At 60.2% G+C, this 26,282-nt stretch carries 27 protein-coding genes; 20 read left to right on the forward strand and 7 right to left on the reverse strand.

Going from position 1 to position 26,282, the window contains the following annotated elements; translation table 11 throughout:
• Positions 1 to 90: 90 nt before the first annotated feature.
• The 3 genes from K6117_RS12700 (at position 91) to K6117_RS12710 (ending at position 5,209) form a co-directional block, all read left to right on the forward strand.
• A complete protein-coding gene (locus K6117_RS12700; RefSeq protein WP_221795773.1) occupies positions 91 to 2,616 on the forward strand; it encodes an SPOR domain-containing protein in 2,526 nt (841 codons plus the stop codon).
• Positions 2,613 to 3,785: a deoxyguanosinetriphosphate triphosphohydrolase gene (locus K6117_RS12705; RefSeq protein ID WP_221795775.1), complete on the forward strand. Its 1,173-nt coding sequence runs from the start codon at positions 2,613 to 2,615 to the stop codon at positions 3,783 to 3,785. The genes K6117_RS12700 and K6117_RS12705 overlap by 4 nt, the downstream gene beginning before the upstream one ends.
• Before the next feature lie 80 nt (positions 3,786 to 3,865).
• Entirely contained in the window at positions 3,866 to 5,209 is a 1,344-nt protein-coding gene (locus tag K6117_RS12710; RefSeq protein WP_221795778.1) for a hemolysin family protein, read from the forward strand.
• A gap of 50 nt (positions 5,210 to 5,259) precedes the next feature.
• On the opposite strand, the gene phaR is transcribed toward K6117_RS12710, so the two are convergent.
• Positions 5,260 to 5,841, reverse strand: coding sequence for a polyhydroxyalkanoate synthesis repressor PhaR (gene phaR / locus K6117_RS12715; protein WP_221795781.1), 582 nt, complete (start codon positions 5,839 to 5,841; stop codon positions 5,260 to 5,262).
• 103 nt (positions 5,842 to 5,944) lie between these two features.
• Here phaR and K6117_RS12720 point away from each other — a divergent pair, with 103 nt between their 5' ends.
• The 3 genes from K6117_RS12720 (at position 5,945) to K6117_RS12730 (ending at position 10,693) form a co-directional block, all read left to right on the forward strand.
• Complete coding sequence (locus K6117_RS12720; RefSeq protein WP_221795785.1) at positions 5,945 to 7,000, forward strand: alpha/beta fold hydrolase; 1,056 nt, start codon at positions 5,945 to 5,947, stop codon at positions 6,998 to 7,000.
• 39 nt (positions 7,001 to 7,039) lie between these two features.
• A complete protein-coding gene (locus K6117_RS12725; RefSeq protein ID WP_221795788.1) occupies positions 7,040 to 8,215 on the forward strand; it encodes an acetyl-CoA C-acetyltransferase in 1,176 nt (391 codons plus the stop codon).
• 129 nt (positions 8,216 to 8,344) lie between these two features.
• Positions 8,345 to 10,693 carry a putative bifunctional diguanylate cyclase/phosphodiesterase gene (locus tag K6117_RS12730; RefSeq protein ID WP_221795791.1) on the forward strand — a complete coding sequence of 783 codons (2,349 nt, stop codon included), beginning with the start codon at positions 8,345 to 8,347 and terminating at the stop codon, positions 10,691 to 10,693.
• 3 nt (positions 10,694 to 10,696) lie between these two features.
• Here K6117_RS12730 and K6117_RS12735 read toward each other — a convergent pair whose 3' ends face one another.
• Genes K6117_RS12735 through K6117_RS12745 form a run of 3 tightly spaced genes read right to left on the reverse strand, consistent with a single transcriptional unit; the run spans position 10,697 to position 13,077 of the window.
• A complete protein-coding gene (locus tag K6117_RS12735; RefSeq protein ID WP_221796118.1) occupies positions 10,697 to 12,007 on the reverse strand; it encodes a sensor histidine kinase in 1,311 nt (436 codons plus the stop codon).
• 46 nt (positions 12,008 to 12,053) lie between these two features.
• Positions 12,054 to 12,722, reverse strand: coding sequence for a response regulator transcription factor (locus tag K6117_RS12740; RefSeq protein ID WP_221795794.1), 669 nt, complete (start codon positions 12,720 to 12,722; stop codon positions 12,054 to 12,056).
• Positions 12,723 to 12,747: 25 nt separating this feature from the next.
• On the reverse strand, positions 12,748 to 13,077 hold the full coding sequence (locus K6117_RS12745; RefSeq protein WP_246605088.1) for a hypothetical protein: 330 nt from the start codon (positions 13,075 to 13,077) through the stop codon (positions 12,748 to 12,750).
• A gap of 110 nt (positions 13,078 to 13,187) precedes the next feature.
• Between K6117_RS12745 and K6117_RS12750 the strand changes: the two genes are divergently transcribed.
• A complete protein-coding gene (locus K6117_RS12750) occupies positions 13,188 to 14,978 on the forward strand; it encodes an ABC-F family ATP-binding cassette domain-containing protein (RefSeq protein ID WP_221795797.1) in 1,791 nt (596 codons plus the stop codon).
• Between the two features lie 53 nt (positions 14,979 to 15,031).
• Here the strand turns inward: K6117_RS12750 and K6117_RS12755 are convergent, their stop codons facing one another.
• Entirely contained in the window at positions 15,032 to 15,715 is a 684-nt protein-coding gene (locus K6117_RS12755) for an EF-hand domain-containing protein (protein ID WP_221795801.1), read from the reverse strand.
• Complete coding sequence (locus K6117_RS12760; RefSeq protein ID WP_221795805.1) at positions 15,712 to 15,897, reverse strand: hypothetical protein; 186 nt, start codon at positions 15,895 to 15,897, stop codon at positions 15,712 to 15,714. The genes K6117_RS12755 and K6117_RS12760 overlap by 4 nt, the downstream gene beginning before the upstream one ends.
• On the opposite strand from K6117_RS12760, the gene K6117_RS12765 reads away from it, so the two are divergent.
• The 3 genes from K6117_RS12765 (at position 15,881) to K6117_RS12775 (ending at position 18,798) form a co-directional block, all read left to right on the forward strand.
• Positions 15,881 to 17,098, forward strand: a complete 1,218-nt coding sequence (locus tag K6117_RS12765; RefSeq protein ID WP_221795809.1) for an argininosuccinate synthase — start codon at positions 15,881 to 15,883, stop codon at positions 17,096 to 17,098. The two genes, K6117_RS12760 and K6117_RS12765, sit on opposite strands and share 17 nt — an antisense overlap.
• 120 nt (positions 17,099 to 17,218) lie before the next feature.
• Positions 17,219 to 17,872 carry a fructose-6-phosphate aldolase gene (gene fsa / locus K6117_RS12770; RefSeq protein ID WP_221795813.1) on the forward strand — a complete coding sequence of 218 codons (654 nt, stop codon included), beginning with the start codon at positions 17,219 to 17,221 and terminating at the stop codon, positions 17,870 to 17,872.
• Positions 17,872 to 18,798 carry a tyrosine recombinase XerC gene (locus tag K6117_RS12775; RefSeq protein ID WP_221795817.1) on the forward strand — a complete coding sequence of 309 codons (927 nt, stop codon included), beginning with the start codon at positions 17,872 to 17,874 and terminating at the stop codon, positions 18,796 to 18,798. The genes fsa and K6117_RS12775 overlap by 1 nt, the downstream gene beginning before the upstream one ends.
• An 11-nt stretch (positions 18,799 to 18,809) precedes the next feature.
• Here K6117_RS12775 and K6117_RS12780 read toward each other — a convergent pair whose 3' ends face one another.
• Complete coding sequence (locus K6117_RS12780; protein WP_221795820.1) at positions 18,810 to 19,376, reverse strand: HNH endonuclease; 567 nt, start codon at positions 19,374 to 19,376, stop codon at positions 18,810 to 18,812.
• Between the two features lie 188 nt (positions 19,377 to 19,564).
• On the opposite strand from K6117_RS12780, the gene K6117_RS12785 reads away from it, so the two are divergent.
• The 10 genes from K6117_RS12785 (at position 19,565) to K6117_RS12830 (ending at position 26,277) form a co-directional block, all read left to right on the forward strand.
• Positions 19,565 to 19,789, forward strand: coding sequence for a twin transmembrane helix small protein (locus K6117_RS12785; RefSeq protein WP_221795822.1), 225 nt, complete (start codon positions 19,565 to 19,567; stop codon positions 19,787 to 19,789).
• Between the two features lie 10 nt (positions 19,790 to 19,799).
• The gene (locus K6117_RS12790) at positions 19,800 to 20,369 is read left to right on the forward strand and encodes a cob(I)yrinic acid a,c-diamide adenosyltransferase (RefSeq protein ID WP_221795824.1); all 570 of its coding nucleotides are present in this window, start codon (positions 19,800 to 19,802) and stop codon (positions 20,367 to 20,369) included.
• Positions 20,370 to 20,399: 30 nt separating this feature from the next.
• Positions 20,400 to 21,308: an acetylglutamate kinase gene (gene argB / locus K6117_RS12795; protein ID WP_221795827.1), complete on the forward strand. Its 909-nt coding sequence runs from the start codon at positions 20,400 to 20,402 to the stop codon at positions 21,306 to 21,308.
• Between the two features lie 35 nt (positions 21,309 to 21,343).
• Positions 21,344 to 21,634, forward strand: coding sequence for a YggT family protein (locus K6117_RS12800; protein WP_221795830.1), 291 nt, complete (start codon positions 21,344 to 21,346; stop codon positions 21,632 to 21,634).
• Positions 21,634 to 21,921 (forward strand): DUF167 domain-containing protein, encoded by a 288-nt coding sequence (locus tag K6117_RS12805; RefSeq protein ID WP_221795833.1) that lies wholly within the window; start codon positions 21,634 to 21,636, stop codon positions 21,919 to 21,921. The genes K6117_RS12800 and K6117_RS12805 overlap by 1 nt, the downstream gene beginning before the upstream one ends.
• Positions 21,918 to 22,808: a bifunctional methylenetetrahydrofolate dehydrogenase/methenyltetrahydrofolate cyclohydrolase FolD gene (gene folD / locus K6117_RS12810; protein ID WP_221795836.1), complete on the forward strand. Its 891-nt coding sequence runs from the start codon at positions 21,918 to 21,920 to the stop codon at positions 22,806 to 22,808. Before K6117_RS12805 ends, folD begins: the two co-directional genes overlap by 4 nt.
• Positions 22,805 to 23,482 (forward strand): MarC family protein, encoded by a 678-nt coding sequence (locus K6117_RS12815; protein ID WP_221795839.1) that lies wholly within the window; start codon positions 22,805 to 22,807, stop codon positions 23,480 to 23,482. Before folD ends, K6117_RS12815 begins: the two co-directional genes overlap by 4 nt.
• 5 nt (positions 23,483 to 23,487) lie before the next feature.
• Positions 23,488 to 24,429 carry an ABC transporter ATP-binding protein gene (locus tag K6117_RS12820; protein WP_221795842.1) on the forward strand — a complete coding sequence of 314 codons (942 nt, stop codon included), beginning with the start codon at positions 23,488 to 23,490 and terminating at the stop codon, positions 24,427 to 24,429.
• Positions 24,426 to 26,012: an L-aspartate oxidase gene (nadB, locus tag K6117_RS12825; protein WP_221795846.1), complete on the forward strand. Its 1,587-nt coding sequence runs from the start codon at positions 24,426 to 24,428 to the stop codon at positions 26,010 to 26,012. Before K6117_RS12820 ends, nadB begins: the two co-directional genes overlap by 4 nt.
• Before the next feature lie 139 nt (positions 26,013 to 26,151).
• A complete protein-coding gene (locus K6117_RS12830; RefSeq protein ID WP_221795849.1) occupies positions 26,152 to 26,277 on the forward strand; it encodes an aa3-type cytochrome c oxidase subunit IV in 126 nt (41 codons plus the stop codon).
• The last annotated feature ends 5 nt before the right edge of the window (positions 26,278 to 26,282 follow it).

Raw genomic sequence — 26,282 nt, forward strand, 5'->3', positions numbered from 1 at the left:
AACCCGTTTCATCGCCAGCCCGCCTCGTTTTGCCCGCCTATGCGGGTGGCGGGGCTTGCATTTGGCGGCAAATGCATCACTTAGGTTTTCATGAATTTCGGGTCGTCCAAATTACGCTATCTCAATATGATGACGAGCGGGCTGGCATTGCTGCTGGCTCCCGTTGTCAGTCATGCCGCAAAGTCCGACAGGCAGGAGAAGTCTGGGCAGGAGAAGAGCAAGGCCGTTGCCGCGCCTTCGAATGACGCCAAATCCTCGCCCGCCTCCTTGCTCAAGCCGCCCGTCCCTTATTCCCCGGTCCCTGTATCGAACACCCGCGAGTCCGAGGACCCTCTCGAATCTACGTCCGTCCCCGCGCCCGCGCCCGCGCCCGTCGATCCATTCCAGAGCGCGCGGCAGGCCGAAAGCCGGGGCGACCCGACCGAGGCGCTGACCTCTTATATTCGGGTGCTGGCCTCCAACCCCCGCAATATCCGCGCGCTGGTGGGTGCAGGACGTGCTGCACTCAAGGTTGGCGATGCCGAGGCCGCGATCGGCTTTCTCGCCCGCGCCGATGAAATCGACCCTCGTTCCGGCCCGACCAAGGCCGCGCTCGCCGCCGCATTGGTGATGATGGACCGGCCACGCGATGCCATGCCGTTATTTGATGAGGCCTTGCGCTATGGCGTCCGCGATGCCGACATCGCGGGCGACAGGGGACTTGCCTATGATCTGATGGGCGACCCGGTGCGCGCGCAAAAGGAATATGCGCTCGCGCTCAAAAACGGGCCGGATAGTGAAATCGTCCGCCGCCTTGCCATTTCGCAAGGGGTAGCAGGCAAGATGGCGCTCGCGCTCGACACGCTCGATCCACTGCTGCGCAAACAGGACCGCGCGGCGTGGCGTGATCGCGCCTTCATCATGGCGATGAGCGGCGATGCGCGTGGTGCGCAGCAATCGGCTGCGCTGATTCTCCCGCCGTCGCAGGTCAATGTCCTCACCCCCTATCTGGGTCGGATGGCGACATTGTCCCCGACCGAACGGATGCGGGCCGTGCATTTCGGCGTCTTCCCCGACACCGGCAACGCCGCCTCTGCGGAAACCATCGCGATGATCGAGGAAGGCAACACGGCCACCGCCAGCGCCGCCACAACGGCGAACGCCGCAGATGAACGCATGCGGCAGGAATTTCAGGCCTCGGTCGCCGCCCGTACCCGGGCTATGGCGGTGGAAGCCGCCCGTGTGAAAGCACAGGTAGAAGCAAGGGCGCGGGCCAAGGCGGAAGCAGAGGCAAAGGCCAAAGCGAAGGCGGAAGCCGAAGCGCAAGCAAGAGCGAAGGCGGAAGCCGAAGCGCTCGCCCGCAAGGCCGAACAAGATCGCCTCACGCAACTCGCCGCTGCCGAGGCCGCGAAGGCCAGCGCCGCTGAGACTGCAAGGCTTGCCGCCGCCGCGCCCGTCGCGCCAGCAACTATGTCGCCCTTATTGCCCAGCGCATCACCACCTGCGCCCAGTGCGACACCAGCCAGCCCGGCCAATAATAGCCAGTTCAGCAATATCGTTGCCGCCCAGAATACCGCCGCTGCGCCTATTGCAGCCCCGGCGACACCCCCATCGTCCATATTGGCCGCGCCCGCCACACCAGCGGCACCCGCGACAACGGGCCGGGCGTCCATCGCCGGGCCGTCCCCGGACGGATCGACTTTATGGACCAAGGCAGCACCGACTCCGGCGACGATTCCTGTGCCGAAGCCCGCCCCGGTCTCGACATCGGCCAGCGCAACCGACCGCCTGCAAATCGCCTTGCCAGACCTAGGCACGGATGAAGAAAAACCGGTCGAAACCAGCGCGGTCGTTGCCGCTCTGGCCAGCGAACGCCTGCCCAAGCAACTTGCCCAACCACCGCGCCCGGCCCCGGCCATGACGGCGGCTGTCGCGACCACCAAGCCGGTCGCGGACAAAAAACCGTCTGATAAGCTGACAGACAAGAACGCGGATAAGGCTACCGACAAATCGCCGGACAAATTGGCGGACAAGAACAAGCTCGACTGCACCAAGGACCCCAAGGCCAAAAAGGGTGCGCCCGCCAAGAAGGGCTGTGACACCAAGGACGCCAAGGACAGCAAAAATAGCGAATTGGCCAAGGCGGATTGCAAGCCCGATCCCAAGGCCAAGAAAGGCAGCAAGACCGCGCTCATTTGCGATACGCCCAAGCCTGTGTGCAAGCCGGACCCCAAAGCGAAAAAGGGCAGCAAAGCCCAAATTTGCGAGGACCCGAAGGCGCTGCGCGAAGCCGATGCCAAAAATGCCAAGGATAAAGCCAAGGACAAGGATGCCAAATCCAAAGACGGCAAGGGTAAATCCGATACCGAACGCTATTGGGCACAGGTCGCGAGCGGACCGAACAAGGCCGATCTCGGCAAGGTCTATGCGAAAATCAAGGACAAGGCCTCTGCATTGGTCGGCAGCAAATCCACATGGACCTCGCCGTGGCGCGGGTCCAACCGGCTATTGATCGGCCCGTTCTCGTCGGAAGATGAGGCGCAGGCCTTTGTGAACAAGCTGGCTGGCAAGGGCGTATCCGCCATCCAGTTCACCAGCCGCGCTGGCGTGCCGGTCGAACAGCTTCCCCTCAAATGAACCACGGCATTCTGGCGAGCCTTGCCTGCGACCCCCATCACAGCCGGGGGCGGCGCTTCCCTGAGGACTCCTGCGGCAATCGCGGGCCGCGCACAGTATTCCAGCGCGACCGCGACCGGATCATCCACAGCGTTGCCTTTCGTCGACTGCGGCACAAGACGCAGGTATTTATCGCGCCTGATGGCGATCATTTCCGCGTCCGTCTGACCCATAGTCTGGAGGTCGCGCAAATTGGCCGTACCGTCGCCCGCGCGCTGGGGTTGAATGAGGATTTGACCGAGGCCTTGTGCCTTGCCCATGATATTGGCCATCCGCCATTCGGCCATGCGGGCGAAGACGTGATGCACCGCATCATGGCCAATGCAGGCGGTTTCGATCATAACGCCCATTGCCTGCACATATTGGCGCAGTTGGAATCGCCCTATCCGGGCTTTGACGGGCTTAATCTCAGTTGGGAAATGCTGGAGGGGCTGGCCAAGCATAATGGCCCGGTCCGCAGTCCCAATTGGGCGCTGGCCGCGATTGATGCGGCATTTCCGCTTGAACTGGGGCAATGGCCATCGCTGGAGGCACAGATCGCCGCGCTGGCCGATGACATCGCCTATGACAATCACGATATGGACGATGGGCTGCGCGCAGGGCTGATTAGCTTGGAAGAATTGGCGGAGGTGCCTTTTGTCGCCGCCAACCTCGCCCGTATCCGCCAACGTCTGCCCGATCTTGGCCGCGACCGGCTGATTGCAGAACTGGTGCGCGACCAGATCGGCCTGATGGTCAACGACCTGATCGAAACAACCATTCAACAAGTGACCGATGCCGGTGTCACATCCGCCGATGAAGTCCGCGCGGCGGGACGGATGCTGGCCGGCTTCTCGGATGAAATGGCCAAGGCAGAACGCAGCCTCAAATCATTCCTGTACCAGCGCCTGTATCGCCACAAAGACGTGATGGCCGTCTCTGAACGTGCCGCCGGGGCGCTGGATGAACTATTTCGCGCCTATCTTGCCCATCCGGAACGCATGCCCTCCGAATGGGTCGCAACATTGCCCACAAGCGAACCGGCGCGCACCCGCCACATCTGCGACTTCATGGCGGGCATGACCGACCGTTACGCATTGTCGCGCTATCGCGACTGGATTGGCCCGATTGACATGCCCGCAGGGGTTTAGAGCGCGCCATCATCGGCGGCGGATCAACTGCGGCCTTGTCGGAACTAAGATTTCCGACTATTCTGCCGCTTCTGACCGATATGGACATCCCCCTCGCCCCCTTTCCCTGGCTCGATCTCGCGATCATCCTGGCGCTGATTGCGCTCAACGGGGTGTTCGCCATGTCGGAGCTAGCCATCGTATCTGCCCGCAGACAACGATTGGAGGCGCTTGCCGCACGGGGTGAACCCGGCGCGCAGACGGCTTTGTTGCTGGGTGCCGATCCGGGACGCTTCCTATCAACCGTGCAAATCGGAATCACGCTCATCGGCATTATCGCGGGCGCATTTTCCGGCGCAAGCCTTGGCCACCCCACAGCCTTAAGGCTCGCCTATCTTGGGTTTGAGCCGGAACTGGCCGAAACATTGGGCTTTATCATCGTGATCGGGGCCACAACCTATGCCTCGCTGGTGATCGGCGAACTGGTGCCAAAGCAATTCGCGCTGCGCGCGCCGGAACCGCTGGCCTGCATCATGGCCGTGCCGATGCTGTGGCTGTCCCGTCTGACCGCGCCCTTGGTCTGGCTGCTCGACAAGAGCAGCGCGCTCATTTTCACGCTACTGCGGCTGGAACGGGAGTCGGAGAACAAGGTCACCGCCGAGGAACTCCATCTCGTTGTGGCCGAGGCCAGCAAATCAGGCGTGATCGAGGAAAGCGAACGCGCGATCATTTCCGGGGTTGTGCGTCTGGCCGACCGCCCCGCGCGCGAGGTGATGACCCCGCGCACCGAGGTGGACTGGCTGCCGATCGATGCGACGCCGGAACAGTTGATCGAGGCGCTGGGCAATATTCCGCACAGCCGTATTCCGGTCGCGGACGGGTCGGTCGATAATATCATCGGCATCGTCCAGTCGCGTGATCTGTTGCTGGCGAGCCTAACCGGCAAAACCATCGACCTGCGCGAGATGCTGCGCAAGACGTTGGTCATCCCCGATCAGATCGATGCGATGGACGCGCTTGATGCCCTGCGTCAGGCCGAAGTGCCGATGCTGCTGGTCCATGATGAATATGGCCATTTCGAAGGGCTGATCACCCCCGCCGATCTGTTGATCGCGATTGCAGGCAGCTTTGCCTCTGATGCCGATCTTGGCCTTGATCCCGCGATCAGCGTACTGGACGATGGGCAATATCTGATTTCCGGATCAATGGCGGCGGATGCCATGGCCGACAGACTCGGCTTTGAACTGCCGGAAGATCGCGATTATGCGACGGCGGCTGGTTTTGTGCTGGATATATTGCGCCATTTGCCGAAAACCGGTGAGCGGTTCGATCATCAGGGCTGGCGGATTACCATCGCCGATATGGATGGTCGCCGGATTGATAAGCTGCTGGTCCGCCCGATGGAATCCAAGCGGCACGAAGCGGCGGCGGCAACGTCCAACTAGCGCCGCAAAAGGCCCGCCGCGCACTGCGTCAACGGGCCTTTATGTGCTGCTTATTTGTCGATCTTGTCGATCTTGTTCTGCAATGATGCGATCTGCGCCTTCAGCGCTTCAAGATCATCCTGTTCCGCCTTGGCGCTTGCTTTAGAGGCCGGCTCAGGCTTGGCCTCTACGCCACCGACCGTGCCACCCGCCGCACGAAAGGCAGTGGTGGCGGCATCGAAGAACGCCATGTTCTGGCGGGCGAGTTCAGCGAACGGGCCGGTGCCGAATGCGCCCTCCATCGCCGAACGGAATTGCTCCTGATTGCGGCGGAACGCATCCATCGACGATTCCAGATATTGCGGCACGAGCGACTGCATCGAATCACCATACATCGAGATCAATTGGCGCAAGAAATTGACCGGCAGCATGTTGGCGCCACGGGCTTCTTCGTCCATGATGATCTGCGTCAACACATTGTGCGTGATGTCATCGCCACTTTTGGCGTCTACCACTTTGAAATGGCGACCTTCTCGTGTCATGTGCGCAAGATTGTCGAGCGTGATATAGGTTGAGGATTCAGTATTATAAAGTCGGCGATTGGCGTATTTCTTGATAACCACCACATCGTCGCTATTGGGCGTTCCTGACATGCAACAACCTTCCTCTAAATTGTCACCCCTCATAGCATCAAATTATTCCGCACCGCAACAAATAGCCGCGCCGGGGCCTCGCCCCTTGCCGCTGTTCCTTGAAATGGTACGCGCGGAAACCGCTGGATCGCCTGATAAACAGACCCGCGTGCTGGAAGGATTGCGCCGTTATCAACAGGCCGCACGGGAAACAGAACCCACGTCGCATCGCAGCATTGCTGCGCAGCAAATGGATGCGAAATTATGGCACATCCCACCTTTGCGAAAGCGACCCAAGAACTGGCCCGTTCGGCCACCGGTCGTCTTGATCCCCTCGATCATCAACGCGCATGACATTCTCGATTTGGGGCGCGAACACAGCCTTGCGCGCTTTCTCGCCGGGCGCGGCCATCCGACCTATCTGGTCGATTGGGGATCGCCCTTAGCGGAAACAGAGCAGCTCTCCATCGATAGGCTGATCACCGACCGACTGTTGCCTTTATTGGCCAGCCTGCCGGTGCCGCCGATCCTGATCGGCTATTGCCTTGGCGGCACAATCGCAATCGCTGCCGCCACACACCTCCCGATCCACGCATTGGTGACGCTTGCCGCACCTTGGCATTTTTCCCGTTATCCGGAGTCCTTCCGCCAAGAGGCAGCAGGTGTCTGGTCGCAGGGGCAACAGGCGATCTCGCAATGGGGCGTGATGCCGATGGAGGTGATGCAACAAGGCTTTTGGTCCATCGACCGCACCGCGACCATCGCCAAGTTCGAACGCTTTTCCCAATTTGAGGAAGACAGTCCCGCGCACAAATTATTCGTCAAGGTCGAGGATTGGGCCAATGGCGGCGCACCTTTATCCAGCCCCGCGGCGACACAATTGTTCGAAAATCTGTTCGCCTGCGATGATCCGGGCCAGGGCTACTGGCACATAGGCGGGCAATTGATCGACCCGCACAAGATCACCTGTCCAATGCTGCACATCGTGTCGACCCAGGATCGCATCGTACCACACGCCAGCGCCCCCGATTTCGGCACACGCCGGGATATTGCACTTGGTCATGTCGGGATGATTATCGGCAGTCGCGCAAAATCCATTCTGTGGAATCCTTTAGCCCGATGGCTGGCGAAAAATCACACGCCTCCACAGCAAAATATTTCGCAAATGCACAAAAACTGATAACCATAGCCCAGCAATTTATAGCAAGAGGATCTATCAATGACCGGTGTCGTGATTACCGCTGCCAAGCGGACTGCTGTTGGCAGCTTTCTGGGCGGCCTTGCTCCGCTGCAATCCCATGAACTCGGCAAGCTCGTCATCGCGGCAGCCCTTGAACAAGGCGGAGTCGCGCCGGAAGAAGTCGATGAAGTCATCCTCGGCAATGTGCTGACCGGCAATCTCGGCCAAGGCCCGGCGCGTCAGGCGGCAATTGGCGCGGGCATTCCGGTGCAGGCAACGGCGCTGACGATCAATCAGATCTGCGGTTCGGGCTTGCGCGCGGTCGCGCTCGGCGCACAGGCCATTCAGGCGGGCGATGCGAAGGTCATCGTCGCGGGCGGGCAGGAAAGCATGTCCAACGCCCCCCATGCCCAGATGCTGCGTAATGGGTCGAAAATGGGCAATGTGGCCTTTGTCGACACGATGTTGCGCGACGGCCTGTCCGATGCCTTTGATGGTGCGCATATGGGCGTGCACATGGACAAGACCGCAGGCGAACTCCAGATCACCCGCGAAGATCAGGACCGCTTTGCAGTCCAGTCCCAGAACCGCGCCGAAGCCGCCCGCAATGCCGGTCGCTTCAAGGACGAAATCGTGCCCGTCACGATCAAGGGCCGCAAGGGCGACGTGATCGTCGACACCGATGAATATATCCGCGACGGCGCGACGCTGGAATCCTTGGCGGGGCTGCGGCCTGCGTTCAACAAGGAAGGCACGATCACCGCCGCCAATTCATCCGGCATCAATGACGGTGCTGCCGTCGTCGTGCTGATGTCTGCCGAAGATGCCGCTGCACGTGGCGCAAAAGTGATGGGCCATATCCGCAGTTGGGCCACATCGGGCGTTGAGCCGACGAAATTCGGCCTTGGCCCGATCCCGGCCGTCCGCAAGGCGCTGGCCAAGGCGGGCTGGACGGTCGCCGATCTCGACCTGATCGAAGCGAACGAAGCCTTTGCCGCACAGGCCATTGCGGTGGCCCGCGAGCTCGGATTCGATGATGCCAAGGTCAACGTCAATGGCGGCGCCATCGCCATCGGTCATCCGATCGGCGCATCCGGCGCGCGCGTATTAACCACGTTACTCTATGAAATGGCGCGGCGTGACGCGAAGAAAGGCCTTGTGACCTTGTGCATCGGCGGCGGCATGGGCATTGCCATGTGCATTGAACGCGACTGATTACCGCCGTTTTCAGCGCCGATGCCCAACAATACGGCATCGGCGCTAGAGATTTTAGGCATGTTTACTCTTCTTCAAACATCGTCGGCGTAGAAACGAGACTTCACTCCAACGGAGTCCTCGGCAGATATGGCGCGCGACACGAAGACACAAACAGCGAAGCCGGATACGGCCGTCAATGATGCCGATGGCTTCATCCTCCCTCTTGAGGCCCGCAACGGCCTCAAAATGGAGAATGAGAACCGGCTGCATCAGATCGAGGCGCTGACGCGGTTTATGCCGCTTTATGCCAGCACGTCGATTATCGGCGCGTTCATCATCAGCTGGTGCATCTATGCCGCGATGCCGCCCATCCTGCTGTTCGCATGGCTTGGCGTCTTGATCGCCGCCAATCTGCGTTCTTCGCGCTGGGTCAGCCAATTGGCCATTGGCCTCGATACGGATGTCGCGACCAAGGGTCTGGCGATCAAGCTGATCGCCGATAATATCGGTCGCGCCCTGTTGTGGATTTCCGCCCCCGCTTATACCATCGCCGCCCTGAACAACATCGACCAGATCACGTTGATGCTGGTGGGCGCGGTGATGATCTGCGCGGCACTGTCGCTCGCGGCCATGCCCATCATCGGCAATAGCTGGATCGTCATCATCACCCTTGGCCTGATCGGCGGCCTGTTGCGTGGGCCGATCGATCTGCCGACCACGATCCTGTGCCTGTTTGCATTGGTCCCCTGTTTTGCGAGTGCGGGCGTCGCCATCCTTGGTCAGGTCTTGCAATCCAACGTCAACCAGCTTGCGATTGCGAGTGAAAAAGGGACGGCTGCCCATAATCTGTTGCGCGAATATGAAGAGCGCGGCGGCAGCTGGCTGTGGCAAACCAATGCCAATAATGAAATCACCTTCGCCTCGTCCCAGCTTGGGCAATTGCTGAATCGGTCGAGCAAATCACTGATTGGCCAGACCCTGCCGGGCGTATTCCGTGGCCATGCAACGCTCGCCGACAGGCTGGCTGCGCGCCGCGATTTTATGGGCGTGGAATTGCAGCTGCACACACAAAACGGCATCCGCTGGTTTGCCATGTCCGGTTCCGCCATCTGGGACAAAAGCCCAAGCTTCAAAGGTTTTCGCGGCGTTGGCGTCGATATTACCGATAGCAAGATCGCCCAGCACAAGCTCCAGCATCTCGCCAATCTCGACACATTGACCGCCCTGCCCAATCGCCAGCGCGTGCGTGAATTATTGGGTGAGGCGCTGCAACATTCGGCAGCGACATCGACGCCATGCGCGTTGGTGTTCCTCGACCTCGATGGCTTCAAGCCGGTTAACGACACCTATGGCCATGCGCGGGGCGATGTCGTGCTGCGGATTGTCGCCGAACGCCTGCGCGTACAGGCGGGCCAGCAAGGCACGGTCGGACGGATCGGCGGCGATGAATTCGCCATCGTCGTTCAGGATGCTCGCAGCCCCAAAAGCATTGAACAGCTCGCCGCACGGGTCATCGCCGCCATCAGCGAACCCTATGTGATTGACGACCTCAACATCCGCATCGGTATCAGCGCAGGCGCGGCTTATGGCCCGCTCGATGCCGATAATGTCGATGAGTTGATCCGCAAGGCCGATTTTGCCCTCTACAGCGCCAAGGCGCAAGGCCGCGGCAATTATCGCGCATTCGAACCGAACATGCAGGTCGCAGCCGAAGACCGTATCTCGCTCGAAAACGAGATGCGCGCCGCCATTGGCACCAACCAATTCTATATCGCTTATCAACCACAGGTGAACAGCGAGACCCATGTCGTCACCGGTTTCGAGGCCTTGTTGCGCTGGCAGCATCCGACCCGCGGCTTCATTTCGCCAGTCACCTTCATCCCGATTGCGGAGGAAAGCGGGATGATCGTCCAATTGGGCGAATGGGTATTGAAGACGGCCTGTATCGACGCCGCGCAATGGCCGGGTCATATTACCGTTGCTGTCAATGTTTCGCCGGTCCAGTTGCTGCACCCCGGCCTGCCCAATGCCGTCGCCGAAGCCTTGCGCCGCTCCCGCCTGCCCGCCAATCGGCTGGAACTGGAAGTGACCGAATCGATCTTCCTTGGCGATTCCGATTATTCGATCGGCGTGCTCAAGCGGTTGCGCGACATAGGGTTGAGCATCGCGCTCGATGACTTTGGCACTGGCTATTCGTCGCTTGGTTATCTCAACAAGGCGGTGTTCCACAAATTGAAGATCGACGGCAGCTTTGTCCGTGAATCCGCCACCAATGGGGAATCGACCGCGATCATCAAGGCGATGGTATCGCTGGCAGAGGCATTCCGGATGAGCGTCACCGCCGAATGCGTCGAGACCAAGGAAGATCTGTTGCGGATGAGGTCGCTTGGCTGTCACCAGATACAGGGCTTTTTGTTCGGGCGACCGATGACGCAGGACAAGGCGCTGGAGCTGCTCACCGGCGCACGCGGATCATTCAAGGATCGCGCGGCTTAAGGATCAGACCGCTTTGGGCAGATGGAGACGGACCTGCAAGCCGCCAAGATCTTCGCTTTCTTCCAGCGCGATCGTCCCGCCGTAAATCTCAACCACATCGCGCACAATCGCGAGGCCGAGGCCCGTGCCGGGCTTGCTGGTATCCAGCCGCACCCCACGGGTGAACAACTGGCCGCGCTGCTTGGCGGGGATGCCCCGGCCATCGTCCTCGATCAGGATTTCGACATTATCGCCGACCGGGCCAACCGTCACGAACACCCGGCTGCCGCCATATTTGGCCGCGTTTTCGATCAGATTGCCGAGAATTTCATCAAGGTCCTGCCGCTCAACCCGCACCGCGAGCGTTTTTTCGCCCGCCACATCGATGGTGACATGGCGATGCATCCGCGACACCGCGCGTTCGACCGCCTGCAATGACGGCCAGATTTCGGTGCGCGCCTGGCTGGTGCCGCGCCGCCCGATGGCGCGCGCGCGGGCGAGGTGGTGATCGACCTGTCGGCGCATTGTCGTCGCCTCGCGAATGACTGTGGCGGCAAGATCCGGGCTTTGCGCCGTGGCCTCGTTCATGATGACGGTCAGCGGGGTCTTGAGCGCATGGGCAAGATTCCCGGCATGACGCCGCGCCTCTTCCGCCTGCCGTTCATTATGCGCGAGCAGTTCATTCAATTCCTGCACCATCGGCGCGATTTCGGTCGGCAAGACCGCATTGACCCGCGCCGCGCTGCCATCGCGCACCTGTGCAATCGCGCGGCGCACCCGGCGCAGCGGCCATAGCCCGAAAAACGCCTGCATGGAGGACAACAGGATCAGGCCAAGGCCCAGAATGGCAAAGGACTTGATCAGCGTCGAGCGCAGCATCCGGATCTGTTCATCCAGCCCCGCCCGGCTTTGCGCGACCTGAAAGCGCCAGGTGACATTCGACCCCGGCAACATCACATCACGTTCCATCACCCGCAATGAATCATCCGGAAATTCGCTGCTGTCATAGATGAACGGCGCGTTGGTATCGGCCTGTTCATTGCCCGGTTGCAACCCGCGATCCCATAAGGAGCGCGAACGAAACGGCTCATGACCCTTGCCCGCCACCTGCCAATAGAGGCCGGAATAGGGTTCGAGAAAACGCTGATCACCCAAGGGGCGATTGAAGCGCACCTCGGTATCGGGGCCGATTTCCGATGAGGCGATCATCGCGGTCAGCACATATTCAAGCTGGCCATCGAAATTGCGGGTGACCGCATCACTCAACACCCGGTCCAGCGCGACCCCGCCACCCAATAGCAGCAGCAATATCCAGACCGTCGCAATGCTCAGCATCCGCCGGGTCAATGACCCGGTGGTGCGCGCCTCAACGGTGTCCGGTTCAGGCGGTGGGTTGATCGACAAGGCTGTAGCCCAGCCCACGAATGGTGGCGATCACATCCTGGCCCAATTTCTTGCGGATACGGGTGACGAACACTTCGATAGTGTTGCTGTCGCGGTCGAAATCCTGATCGTAAATATGTTCGATCAATTCGGTGCGCGATACCATCTTGCCCTTATGGTGCATCAAATAACTGAGCAATTTATATTCCTGCGCGGTCAGCTTGACCGGCTCGCCCTTTAACGACACCCGCCCCGAACGCGTATCGAGCCGGACATCGCCCGCGATCAATTCGGAACTGGCATTGCCCGAGGCGCGACGGATCAGCGCGCGCAACCGGGCAATCAGCTCTTCCGTCTGGAATGGCTTGGCGAGATAATCATCGGCCCCGGCATCAAGCCCTGCGACCTTATCCGACCAGCTATCGCGCGCCGTCAGCACCAGCACCGGCGTCTGCCGGCCTTCCTTGCGCCAGCGATCCAGCACGGTCAGCCCATCCACCTCGGGCAGGCCGAGGTCGAGCACGACCGCATCGTAATTTTCGGTCGCGCCAAGGAAATGGCCGTCCTCGCCATCGGTGGCAAGGTCGATGGCATAGCCAGCGCCTTCCAGCGTGGACTTTAACTGGCGGCCCAGATTGGGTTCATCCTCGACGATCAGGACGCGCATAAATTTCCCTTATTTGCTGCCGACATTATCTGCCGGACTTGCGAATGATGTTGCCGGAACGACCGTCGACATCCACCCAGATGACCGAGCCTTGCTGCATGAATTTAAGCCGATAATTACCGGAATCGCTATCGAATTCTGGACCAAGATAGGAGGCCCCGCCCATTTGCGGACGGACACGGCGTTCAATGACAGGTAGCGGCAATGGCCCATGGCGATGCCCGGGTGCGAGCACATCAGGCTGATCCCCGCGCTGCCATGCATAGGCCGTTGCGGCGGGAACCCCCACTGCACAAGACACGGCCAGCGCCAGTCCCATCATGATTCGCTTGATCATTGCATTCATCGTCATCATGGCTATTGGCATAGGGGTCGGGGTTTGAATAGGCCATGAATGGCTTAGGTTCACCTCAATAAAATCTATCCTCGTGGGAAAACCACGCCTCATCGGTTACGAAAGACTCCATGGCTGCGCCCATTCTTGCATATGAAGACCTTGGCCTGATTCAGGGGTCGGGCTGGTTATTTCGCAACCTCGACATCTATGTCGGGGAACGCGACCGGCTGGCGCTGATCGGCCGCAATGGCGCGGGCAAGACCACATTGTTGCGCCTTTTGGCCGGGCAGATCGATTGCGACGAGGGCAAGCGCATCATCGTGCCGGGCACAAGGGTCGTGCTGCTGGAACAGGAACCCTCGCTTGCCGGGTGCAAGACCTTGCGCGATTTCACCACCCAAGGCGATGATGCGCCGCCCGCGCATGAAGTGGCGGCGATTGCCGATCAGCTTGGCATCGACCTTGATCGCGATGCCACCACCGCATCGGGCGGCGAACGCCGCCGCGCCGCGCTGACCCGCGCATTGGCCCAGAATCCCGATGTGCTGTTGCTGGACGAACCGACCAACCATCTCGACCTCGCGGCGATTGAATGGCTGGAGGCATGGCTGGGCCGGTACAAGGGCGCGTTCATCACGATCAGTCATGACCGCACGTTCCTCACCCGATTGACCCGTCAGACCTTGTGGCTCGACCGCGGCAATGTGCGCCGCAACGAGATCGGGTTCGGCGGTTTCGATGCGTGGATGGAACAGGTCTATGCCGAAGAAACCCGCGCGATGGAAAAAATGGATGCCAAGCTGAAGCTTGAACTCCATTGGCTCGCGCGCGGCGTGACGGCGCGGCGCAAGCGCAATCAGGGCCGTTTGGCCAAGCTCCATGACATGCGCGCCGCGCGCAAGGCGATGATCGGCGCGGCGGGCACAGCCAAGCTCGCGATTGCCACCGATGATGTGAAAACCAAATCGGTGATCACGGCGGAAAATGTCTGCAAATCCTATGGCGATCGCGTCATCATCAAGGATTTCTCCTTACGAATCCAGCGCGGCGACCGCATCGGCATCGTCGGATCGAATGGCGCGGGCAAAACCACCTTGCTGAAATTGCTCACCGGCGAAATTCCGCCCGATACGGGCCGTATTGCGTTGGCCAAGACGCTGGATGGTGTCATCATCGATCAGCAGCGCAAATTGCTCTCGCCCGAAAAGCGGGTGCGCGATGTGCTGTGCGATGGCGGCGACTGGATCGAAGTGCGCGGCGTCAAAAAGCATATTCAGGGCTATTTGAAGGAATTCCTGTTCGAACCCGGTCTGGCCGAGGCGCGGGTCGGCACCTTGTCTGGTGGCGAACGCTCGCGCCTATTGCTCGCCCGCGAATTTGCGCGCGCGTCCAATCTGCTGGTGCTGGACGAACCGACCAACGATCTTGATCTGGAAACACTCGATCTGTTGCAGGAAGTGATCGCGGATTATGAAGGCACGGTCCTGATCGTCAGCCATGATCGCGACTTTCTCGACCGCACCGTCACGGTCACACTCGGCCTTGATGGCAGCGGCAAGGTCGATGTCGTCGCGGGCGGCTATGCCGATTGGGAAGAAAAGCGCGACGAAATCCGCACGGCCAACAAGAAATCCGCGCCCAAGGCTGCCGACAAGCCCAACGCCCCGCCACCGCCGAAAGCGGCGAAGCTGAGCTATAAGGACCAGCGCGATCTCGATTTACTGCCCGGCCAGATCGAAGCGTTTGAAAAGGCCATCGCCCGTGATGAGGCGCTGCTGGCCGACCCCGATCTCTACACCCGCGACCCCAAAAAGTTCGATACGCTGATGAAGGCGATCGACAAGGCCCGGGCAGACCGCGATGCGGCGGAAATGCGCTGGCTGGAACTCGCGGAAATGGCAGAGAATTTAGGGGCGTAAAGCCAAAAAAGGCCGGATGCGGCTTCCCCCATCCGGCCCTTATTCAATGCGACTTAATGGCCCTGATGCGCCGCAGGGGCTACATCCGCATCGCCCTTCATGGCGCGCATTTTGTCCCACATCGCGGCGCGGGCAGCCCGGCGTTCTTCCGGGCTGATCGTGCCGTCCTTATTGCTGTCGGCAGCATCGAACATCGCGAGCGGATGGGCCGAGGCCTCGTCAAAGCTGATCTTGCCGTCCTTGTTCGCATCCAGCTTTTCCAGCGACATCATGCCGCCCATTGGGCCATGACCGCCCATCTTGCCATCCATTTTATGTCCGTCGGATTTCATATCCATCGGCCCCTTGGGACCATCGCCATGTGCGCCCATCTGGCCCTTCATGCCCTGATGATGGGCATCAAATTCCGCGCGGGAGATATTGCCGTCCTTATTCGTATCCAGCTCGGCAAAATGCGCGTCCATGCGCGCCTTATTCATCGCCTGATGCTCGGCCATCATATTGGCCTTGGCCGCGTCCAACTCCGATTGGACGAGAAAACCGTCCTTATTGCTATCGGCAGCAGTGAAATGGGATTTCAGCCGCAACAACAGATCCGCCCGCGTCGCCGGCCCCTTTGCGCCCATCATGTCCGCCATGCCCGGTCCGCCCATATGACCATCATGTCCGGCTTCTGCGGCCAACACAGGAATCGCCAAAAGCGCCGCAGCCGCCACGCCAATCATCAATTTCTTCATCTTCGAATCTCCGCATGATCTGCTGAACCGATGGACGAATGCGACCGGCCACAGGAAGGTTGAACTTGCTCTTCGAACTTCAGATAGCCAAGCGATTCTGTATGGTGCTTGAATAACGCGGCAAAAATTGGCAATGCGCCCGCGTCATACAAGGGAGCAACCATCATGTCGGATTCGATCAAGCGCGTCGTCCTCGCCTATTCGGGCGGACTGGACACCAGCGTCATCCTCAAATGGCTGCAAACCACCTATAATTGCGAGGTCGTGACCTTTACCGCCGATCTCGGCCAGGGCGAGGAAATCGAACCCGCCCGCCAGAAGGCCCGTCAGTGCGGCGTCAAGGAAGAGCATATCTTCATCGAAGACGTGCGCGAAGAGTTCGTGAAAGACTATGTCTATCCGATGATGCGCGCCAATGCGTTGTATGAAGGGCTGTATCTGCTCGGCACCTCGATCGCGCGGCCATTGATTGCCAAGCGCCAGATCGAAATCGCCAAGCTCGTCGGCGCGGATGCCGTGTCCCATGGTGCGACCGGCAAGGGCAATGATCAGGTCCGCTTCGAAATCGGCTATTATGCGCTGAACCCGGAAATCAAGGTCATCGCGCCGTGGCGCGAATGGGATCTGACCAGCCGCACCTCGCTCATCAACTGGGCTGAACAGCACCAGATTCAGGTCCCGAAGGACAAGCGCGGCGAAAGCCCGTTTTCGACCGACGCGAATCTGCTGCACACCTCGTCCGAGGGCAAGGTGTTGGAAGACCCATGGGAAGAAGTGCCGGATTATGTCTATTCACGCACCAACAACCCGGAAGATGCACCGGACAAGCCCGAATATATCACGATTGATTTCGAACGCGGCGACGCGGTGGCAATCAATGGCGTCGGCATGTCACCTGCGACCTTGCTCGCCAAGCTCAATGATTATGGCCGGGTCCATGGCATTGGCCGTCTCGATCTGGTCGAAAACCGCTTCGTCGGGATGAAATCGCGCGGCATGTATGAAACGCCGGGCGGCACGATCCTGCATCTGGCGCATCGCGGCGTGGAACAGATCACGCTTGATCGCGGCGCGGCACATCTGAAGGACGAACTCGCCCCGCGTTATGCCGAATTGCTGTACAATGGCTTCTGGTTCTCGCCGGAACGCGAAATGTTGCAGGCCGCCGTCGATTACAGCCAGCAAAAAGTGACCGGCACCGTGCGGATGAAGCTGTATAAGGGTTCGGCCAGCATTGTTGGCCGCAAGTCGCCTTACAGCCTCTATTCCGAAAAGGTCGTGACCTTTGAAGATGACGCGGGCGCCTATGACCAGCGCGATGCGGCGGGCTTCATCAAGTTGAACGCGCTCCGCCTGCGCCTGTTGGGCAAGCGCGACCGTTAATATCGCACAATAAGGCTGGTGGCGTGACCACCGCTCTTTTTTTCCGGCCCCTGATCGGGTAGATCAGGGGCCATATTTTTACCCAGCCACCTATGGCCCCGCAGAATTGGACTGACCGAGATGAAATTTTTCGCTGATACCGCCGATGTCAACGACATTGCCGAACTCGCTGCCACCGGCCTGCTGGATGGCGTGACCACCAACCCGTCACTGATCCACAAATCGGGCCGCAAATTTCTTGAAGTCGTCAAGGAAATCTGCGGGCTGGTCGATGGTCCGGTGTCGGCGGAAGTCGTGGCACTCGATCACGCCACGATGATGAAGGAAGCCGCTGTACTGCGCGCCATCGCCGATAATATCGCGATCAAAGTGCCGCTGACGATTGATGGCTTGAAGACCTGCAAGGCGCTGACCGATGATGGCGCGATGGTCAATGTGACTTTGTGCTTCTCGGCCAATCAGGCGCTGCTCGCCGCCAAGGCAGGCGCGACCTTCATTTCGCCGTTCGTGGGCCGTCATGATGACAATGGCTTTGACGGGATGCAGCTCATCTCCGACATTCGCCTGATCTATGACAATTATGGTTTCGACACTGAAATTCTCGTCGCCAGCGTTCGCCACCCGATCCATGTGTTGGAAGCCGCACGCATCGGCGCCGATGTGATGACCGCGCCGCCCGCCGTCATTCGCCAGCTCAGCAAGCATGTCCTGACCGACAAGGGCATCGAAGGCTTTTTGGCGGATTGGGCCAAGACGGGCCAGTCGATCCTGTAATGACCGACCTCCTCCCAAGCGCCCACCCGGCCTTTGCGCTGGCGGCCGCTTGGGAGGAGTATCTACGCCACAATCGCCGCCGGTCCGATCACACGGTCCGCGCTTATGCCGCCACCGCGCGGCGGTTGATCGGCTTTCTCGCCCAGCATCGCGGCGAGACGGTGGATAGCGCCATGCTCCTCCATCTCGATGCGGGCGATCTGCGCGGCTTTCTTGCCCAACGCCGCCAATCCGGCCTTGCCAATGCCTCTGCTGCGCGTGAAATGTCGGCGGTGCGCGCGTTCCTCGCCTTTGTCGCGGATACTGCCGGTGTTCCGCTCACGCTCCCGAAAATGCAAAGTCCCAAGGTCGAACGCCGCGTCCCGCGCCCGGTCGCCCCCGCCGATGCGATTGCGCTCGCGGAGGATGTGGCGGACGCGCAGGATGTGCCATGGGTCGCCGCCCGCGATCTCGCGATCCTGCTGCTGTTATACGGCGCGGGCCTGCGCGTGGGCGAGGCATTGTCGCTGACCCCCGCCATCTTCCCGATTGGCAAATCGGTACGCGTCACCGGCAAGCGCAACAAAACCCGGATCGTGCCGATCCTGCCGAAGTTGAAAACCGCGTTGGAAGCCTATCGCGACCTCTGCCCCTATCCCTTGGGCCGCGATCTGCCGTTGTTCCGGGGCGTGCGTGGTGGGGCACTGGGCAGCGACGTGGTGCGCCGCACGGTGCGCCATGCGCGGCACCGATTAGGCCTGCATGGGCGGACGACGCCCCATGCGCTGCGCCACAGCTTCGCCACCCATTTGCTCGCGCGCGGGGCGGATTTACGGAGTTTACAGGAATTGCTCGGCCATGCGAGCCTGTCATCGACACAGATGTACACGGCGGTCGATGCCGCGCATTTGATGGATGTCTATCGCAACGCGCACCCTCGCGCCTGAAGGCGCCTAATTCAGCTTTCCAGCTCGGCATCCCAATAGAGCCAGTCGCGCCAGCTTTGATGGAGATAGTTCGGCGGGAACTTCCGGCCACGGTCCTGTAATTGCCAACTGGTCGGGCGATAGGGCGGCTGCATCAGCGCCATCGCCGCCTGCTTCGGGGTGCGGCCCCCTTTACGCAAATTGCACGGCGCACAGGCGGTCGCGACATTTTCCCATGTCGTCCGCCCGCCCTGCACGCGCGGCACGACATGATCGAAGGTCAGATCCTTGGGCGATCCGCAATATTGGCATTGGAAATCGTCGCGCAGGAACAGGTTGAACCGGGTAAAGGCCGGATGCTGGTTCGGCTTCACATATTGGCGCAGCGCAATGACCGATGGCAGGCGCATCTTGCTATTCGCGCTATGAATTTCGCGTTGATATTCATCGACAATATCGACCCGGTCGAGAAAGACCGCCTTGATCGCGGTCTGCCACGGCCACAGGCTCAACGGATAATAAGACAGCGGCGTATAATCCGCGTTCAGGACCAATGCCGGACAGCTATCCGGATGGCGGATCAAATCGGGATGGTACATGGCGTCTGCCTCATGCTCCCTTATGCCATTGCGATCATCTTGTGGCGCAGGACCATTCTGACCACAAGATCATGACGGCGGCATGACAGCACTATAACCCCCATAGCGTCAACCCCATTGGCATCACCGTCGCATCGTCGTAGAGACCTTTGCGAATCCCGCCGGTTCGGGGTTTTAAGGAGCCCGCCATGAACATCTTTCTCGCCATTCTGCTGATCGGTGCGATGATCGCGACATTGGTCGCGCTCGTGCGTGGCGTCATCACCTTTCTGAAAACGACCGAGGCCGATCTGATGGGCGAAGGTGTCAACCAGAACGGGTTGAAGCAGAATAAAGCAATGCAAATGCGCATCCTGTTTCAGGGGCTGGCGATCATCATCATTATCATCTTACTGATGATGAAGCGCGGCTGACCTCCCAAAGATGGTCAAGCTCAACAAGATTTACACCCGCACCGGCGACCATGGCGAAACGGGTCTGGTCGATGGCTCGCGCGTCGCGAAAAGCGCACCGCGCATGGCCGCAATTGGCGATGTCGACGAACTGAACAGCCTGATCGGCGTGGCGCGAACCCATGTCCGTCAGGCCGATTTCGCCGCGATGCTCAACCGCATTCAAAACGAATTGTTCGATCTCGGCGCGGATCTCGCGACCCCCGGCACGGATTTCGCACCGGATGAGATGACGCTGCGGATCGTGCCGTCGCAAATCACCCGGCTGGAAGATGAAATCGACGAGATGAACGCGGCCATGCCCCCGCTTTCCAGCTTCGTCCTGCCTGCCGGTGAGCCCGGCGCGGCCCATGTCCATGTCGCCCGAGCAGTCGCGCGTCGGGCCGAACGCTCGGCTGTAGCCGCCGCCATGGGTGCCAGCCTCAACCCGCTGGCGCTGACCTATCTTAACCGCCTGTCCGACCATTTGTTCGTCATGGCCCGCGCAATTAACGCGCAAGGGGCCGGTGACGTGTTGTGGCAGCCCGGCGCGACGCGCTGAACTGATTTGCGAGAGGCAGAAAGGGCCATCATGAGCAACCAAGACCACGCCCCCGATCCGGCGATGCTGACCAAGGCGGAAACGCTGACCGAGGCCCTGCCCTATATGCAGCGTTATGCCGGCCAAACCTTTGTCATCAAATATGGTGGCCATGCGATGGGCGATCCGGAATTGGCGCATGATTTTGCCGAGGATGTGGTGCTGTTGAAGGCTGTCGGCATCAACCCGATCGTCGTGCATGGCGGCGGGCCGCAAATTGGCGCGATGCTGAAAAAACTGAACGTCGAATCGCGCTTCATCGACGGTCTGCGCGTGACCAATCAAGACACGATGGACATTGCCGAAATGGTGTTGTCCGGCGCGATCAACAAGGAATTGGTGAGCTGGATCGCCCGTGCGGGTGGCCGCGCTGTCGGCCTTTCCGGCAAGGATGCAGGTCTGGTCATCGCCGAAAAGGTCCAGCGCACGACCCGCGACCCCGATAGCAATATCGAACAGGTGGTTGACCTTGGCTTTGTCGGCGAACCGGCGAAGATCGACCGGACGATCCTCGACACCATCTGCGGCGCGGGCATGATCCCGGTGATCGCCCCGATTGGCGTGGGCGCGGATGGCCAGACCTATAACATCAACGCCGATACCATGGCAGGCGCGATTGCCGCTGCCGTCGGTGCGGCCCGCTTGTTCCTGCTGACGGATGTGCCGGGCGTGCTCGACAAGCAAAAGAACCTGCTGACCGACCTGACCCCGGCCTCGATCGAAGCCCTGACATTGGACGGCACGGTGCATGGCGGCATGATCCCCAAGCTGGAAACTTGCACCCATGCCGTCGAACGCGGCGTCGATGCCGCCGTCATCCTTGACGGGCGCGTGCCGCATGCGATGCTGCTGGAAATCTTCACCCGGCGCGGCGCAGGCACGTTGGTGCGCAAAGACTAACCCGATTATCGCAACGAAATCAGGAGAGAACCACGATGCAGACGCTGATTCAGATCATCTATTTTCTTACCGATCTGGCCATTTGGGTCATCATCGGACAGGGCATTCTTTCCTGGTTGATCGCATTCAACATCGTCAACCGCAGCAGTGAATTCGTGCGGCAGGTCGATCTCGTGCTGCACACCCTGACCGAGCCGATCTATCGCCCGTTGCGTCGCTGGATTCGCCCGGTAGGCCATGTCGATCTGACCCCGATGGCGGCGATTGTGCTGCTGATCATCGTCCAGATCATCCTGCGCAACATGGCCGTTTCCGTCGCCGTCTGATGTTGCTCGCCGTCAAGGTCACCCCACGCGCCAAGCGTGATGGCATTGGCGGCTGGGTCGAGACGCCGGACGGCAAAAGGCTGGAGGTCCGCCTCCACGCCATGCCCGCCGATGGCGAGGCGAATGCCGCGCTGATCAAGTTGATCGCCAAATTTTTCGGCCTGCGTCAGGCCGATGTCGAAATTACGCAAGGAGGTGCTTCCCGGTTGAAGCGCCTGAAGCTAAAGGGGGATGATGCGGCGCTCGCCGATATTCTGACCCATCATCTGGAGCAACACGGGGCGTGACCAAGATCATCGATGGTAAGGCCTTTGCGGCCAATCTGCGGGCCAAGGTCAAGGATGCCGCGACCGCTTTCAAAGCCAAGGCCGGGCGCGCGCCGGGACTGGCGGTGATTTTGGTCGGGGAAGATCCGGCCAGTCAGGTCTATGTCCGGTCCAAGGGCAAGGCGACATTGGAAGCCGGCATGGAAAGCTTCGAACATCGCCTCGATGCCGAGACCGCGACACAGGATCAGTTGATCGCCTTGGTGCAGACCCTCAACGCCGATGAAAAGGTCGATGGCATTCTCGTCCAATTGCCGCTGCCCAAGGGCATGGATGACAAGGCGGTGATCGCCGCCATCGATCCGGCCAAGGATGTCGACGGCTTTCATGTCGTCAATGCGGGCAAGCTCGCGGTCGGGGAAGAGGCGCTGGTGCCTTGCACGCCGATGGGCTGCATCATGATGCTGAAGGACCGGCTCGGCGATCTGTCCGGCCTGCATGCGGTGGTGTTGGGCCGTTCCAACATCGTCGGCAAGCCGATGGCGCAGTTGTTGCTAGCCGAAAATTGCACCGTCACCATCGTCCATAGCCGGACGAAAGACCTGCCAGCGATGGTCCGTCAGGGCGATATCGTCGTTGCCGCCGTGGGCCGTCCGGAAATGGTGCGCGGCGACTGGATCAAGCCCGGCGCGGTCGTGATCGATGTCGGCATCAATCGCGTGCCGGGGGCGGAAGCAGGTAAAACCAAATTGGTCGGCGATGTCGCCTTTGACGAAGCCGCCGCCAATGCCAGCGCCATCACCCCGGTGCCGGGCGGCGTCGGGCCGATGACCATCGCCGTCCTGTTGCGCAACACGTTGGTGGCCGCCTGCCGCCGTGCGGGCTTGCCCGACCCTCTCGGCCTGTGAGCGAGCTTTTCATCTCGGCCTTGATCACCTTTTTCGTGGTGATCGATCCGCCGGGATGCATCCCGATCTATGCCGGACTGACACGCGGCGCATCGCTGGAACAGCGCCGGTCGATGGCCATTCGCGCGATATTGGTCGCGACGTCGATCCTGCTGATCTTTGCGGTGTTCGGTGAAAAACTGCTGCTGGCTTTGGGTGTCGGGCTGGATGCGTTTCGCATTGCGGGCGGGATCATGCTGTTCCTGATCGCGCTTGAAATGGTGTTTGAAAAACGCACCCAACGCCGCGAAAATCGTGTGCGCGGCATGATCGAAACCCCGGAAATCGAGGATGTGTCGGTCTTTCCGATGGCCATCCCGATGATCGCCGGTCCCGGTGCCATTGCATCCGCGATGCTGTTGATGGCGCGCAGCAACGGCATGACGGAATCCTTGGTCGTGCTGGGGGCGATGCTGTTGGTGTTGGCAAGCTTGCTAATCGGCCTGTTGCTTTCTGGCCCGCTGATGCGGTTGCTGGGCGATAAGGTCGAGGGCGTGATTACGCGTATTCTCGGCGTCGTGCTGGCGGCGCTCGCGGCGCAATATGTGCTGGACGGCATCCGCGCGAGTTTCTGGCCGGATCGGACCTATGCCCTGCAAGGGCTAGTCGATGTCCTATCACTCGGTTATGCGTGATCGCCATGACGCAAGCTGCAATCCAAATCCGCGGGCTGGGCAAGACCTATAACGACGGCAAACGGGCGCTGGACGGGATCAATCTCGATGTGCCGCGCGGTTCGATTTTCGGGCTGCTCGGCCCGAATGGCGCGGGCAAATCAACCCTGATCAACATCCTTGCCGGGCTGGTGAACAAGACCGAGGGCAGCGCGAGTATCTGGGGCTTCGACATTGATCAAGACCCGCGCAATGCCAAGGGATCGATCGGCATCGTCAATCAGGAAATCCTGTTCGATCCGTTTTTCTCGCCATTTGAAACGCTCGATAATCAGGCGGGCTATTATGGCGTGCCGAAAAATGAGCGGCGGACGATGGAATTGCTGCGCGCTGTCCATCTGGAGGACAAGGCCCATGCCTATGCCCGTTCCTTATCGGGCGGGATGAAAAGGCGGTTGATGGTAGCCAAGGCGCTGGTCCACAATCCGCCGGTGCTGGTGCTGGATGAACCGACCGCAGGGGTCGATATTCAATTGCGCCAACAGCTTTGGGATTATGTCCGCGAACTGAACGCCGCCGGGACGACGGTGGTGCTGACGACCCATTATCTCGAAGAAGCCGAACAATTATGCGACCGCATCGCGATCATCAATCATGGCCGATTGATCGCCGATAAACCGACGCCCGAATTGCTGGCGATGGCGCAGGATAAATTGGTGGAAATCACGGTTGATCGCGATGTCGACCTGCTGCCGCGTTCACCGATGTTCGATAAGGTCGAACTGCGCGACGATGGCCGGACGTTGATCATCACCTATCAGAAGAACCGCGTGTCGGCGGTCGATATATTGGACGCGGTGCAGGCGCACGGCCTTGGCATTGTCGATGTGTCGACCCGCGAAGCCGATCTGGAGGATATTTTCCTTCACCTGACCTCCGCCCCTGCACCGGAGCATAGCAAGCAGTGACCGCCCATCATTTCGACGTCATCATCATCGGTTCGGGCGCGGCTGGCCTGACCGCCGCGATCAACCTTGCCGACAAGTTCAAGGTGGCGGTGCTGGCCAAGGGCGCGCTCTCCGATGGATCGACCGCATGGGCGCAAGGCGGCATCGCCGCCGTACTGGAACCGGGCGACACCTTTGATAGCCATATCGAAGATACGATTGTCGCGGGCGCGGGGCTGAACAACCGCAAGACGGTCGAATTCGTCGTTGAAAATGCCCCTGACGCGATTGAAAAGCTCGCTGAACTGGGCGTGCCGTTCAACGCGGGCGAAAGTGAGCGCTGGCATCTGACGCGCGAGGGCGGGCATAGCCATCGCCGCATCGTGCATGTCAATGACGCGACCGGCTGGGCGGTACAACAGGCGCTGGAAAAGGCCGCGAACGACCATCCAAACATCACCCTGATCCCGGATATGGTCGCCATCGACCTCATCACCGGGCGGCATGGCGAGACCTATTCGGTCGCGCCCAATGTCTGGGGCGTTTATGCGGTCAGCCGGAAAACCGGGCGGGTTTCAAGTTATATCGCCCGCGCGACCATCCTCGCGACCGGCGGCGCGGGCCGCACCTATCTGTATTCCACCGCACCGCGCGGCGCGACAGGCGATGGCATCGCGATGGCATGGCGCGCGGGTGCGCGGGTATCGAACATGGAATTCAACCAATTCCACCCGACCTGTCTCTATAATCTCGACATCAAGAATTTCCTGATCACCGAGGCCTTGCGCGGCGAAGGCGCGCATCTCAAAATTCCGACGACCGGCGAACGCTTCATGCCGCGATTCGATGAACGGGCGGAATTGGCACCGCGCGACATCGTGGCGCGCGCCATCGATCATGAGATCAAGCGCCTCGGCCTTGATTTCGTCCATCTCGATATTTCGCACAAACCCGCCGATTTCATCCGCGAGCATTTTCCCAATATCCATGCCAAGCTGCTTGGCCTTGGCATCGACATCACCCGCGATCCGATTCCGGTCGTCCCGGCCCAGCATTATACCTGCGGCGGCGTACTGACCGATCTCAACGCCCGCACCGACCTGCCCGGCCTGTATGCCGCGGGCGAAGTCGCCCAATCGGGCCTGCATGGCGCAAACCGGCTGGCGAGCAATAGCCTGCTCGAATGCTTTGTCTTTGGTGCCGCCGCCGCGCGCGACATTGCCGCCAATTGGGATGATTTACCGCCTGCCCCGGCGATTCGGCCATGGGATGAAAGCCGCGTATCCGACAGCGACGAAGAAGTCGTCGTCCAGCAATGCTGGCGCGAAATCAGGCAGTTCATGTGGAATTTCGTCGGCATTGTCCGCACGACGAAAAGGCTGGAACGCGCCAAGCACCGGATCGATCTGCTGCGTCGGGAAATCGCCGATTATTACGGCCATTTCCGCGTCACCCCCGACCTGATCGAATTACGTAATCTGGTCGAGGTGGCCGATCTGATCGTGCGCTCCGCCTTGTTGCGCAAGGAAAGCCGCGGCCTGCATTATACGCTGGATTATCCCAATATGTTGCCTAATGCGCGGGATACGGTGCTGATCCCCTAGGCGCGACTGCCGACCTAGCTTTTTTGGCCATAGCCAAGCGACAATGGCTGTTTCATGTGGTTGTAGCTTGAGTAGGCGGAGCGAAGCGGATAAACGCTTGTCCTGACCTAAACACAAACAACACGTCCCGGGGGGATTTATGGCAAATAATGTCGAAATGAAAGCGCATGAAGGCACATATGTTGGCTTCCTCAGCATGCTGAAATGGGGCATCGCGCTTGTCGCATTGATCGCCGCCGTCGTCATTCTCTTGATCGCGGGCTGAACCAG

It is taken from the genome of Alteraquisediminimonas sediminicola (assembly GCF_019740335.1).
Taxonomy (GTDB): domain Bacteria; phylum Pseudomonadota; class Alphaproteobacteria; order Sphingomonadales; family Sphingomonadaceae; genus Alteraquisediminimonas; species Alteraquisediminimonas sediminicola.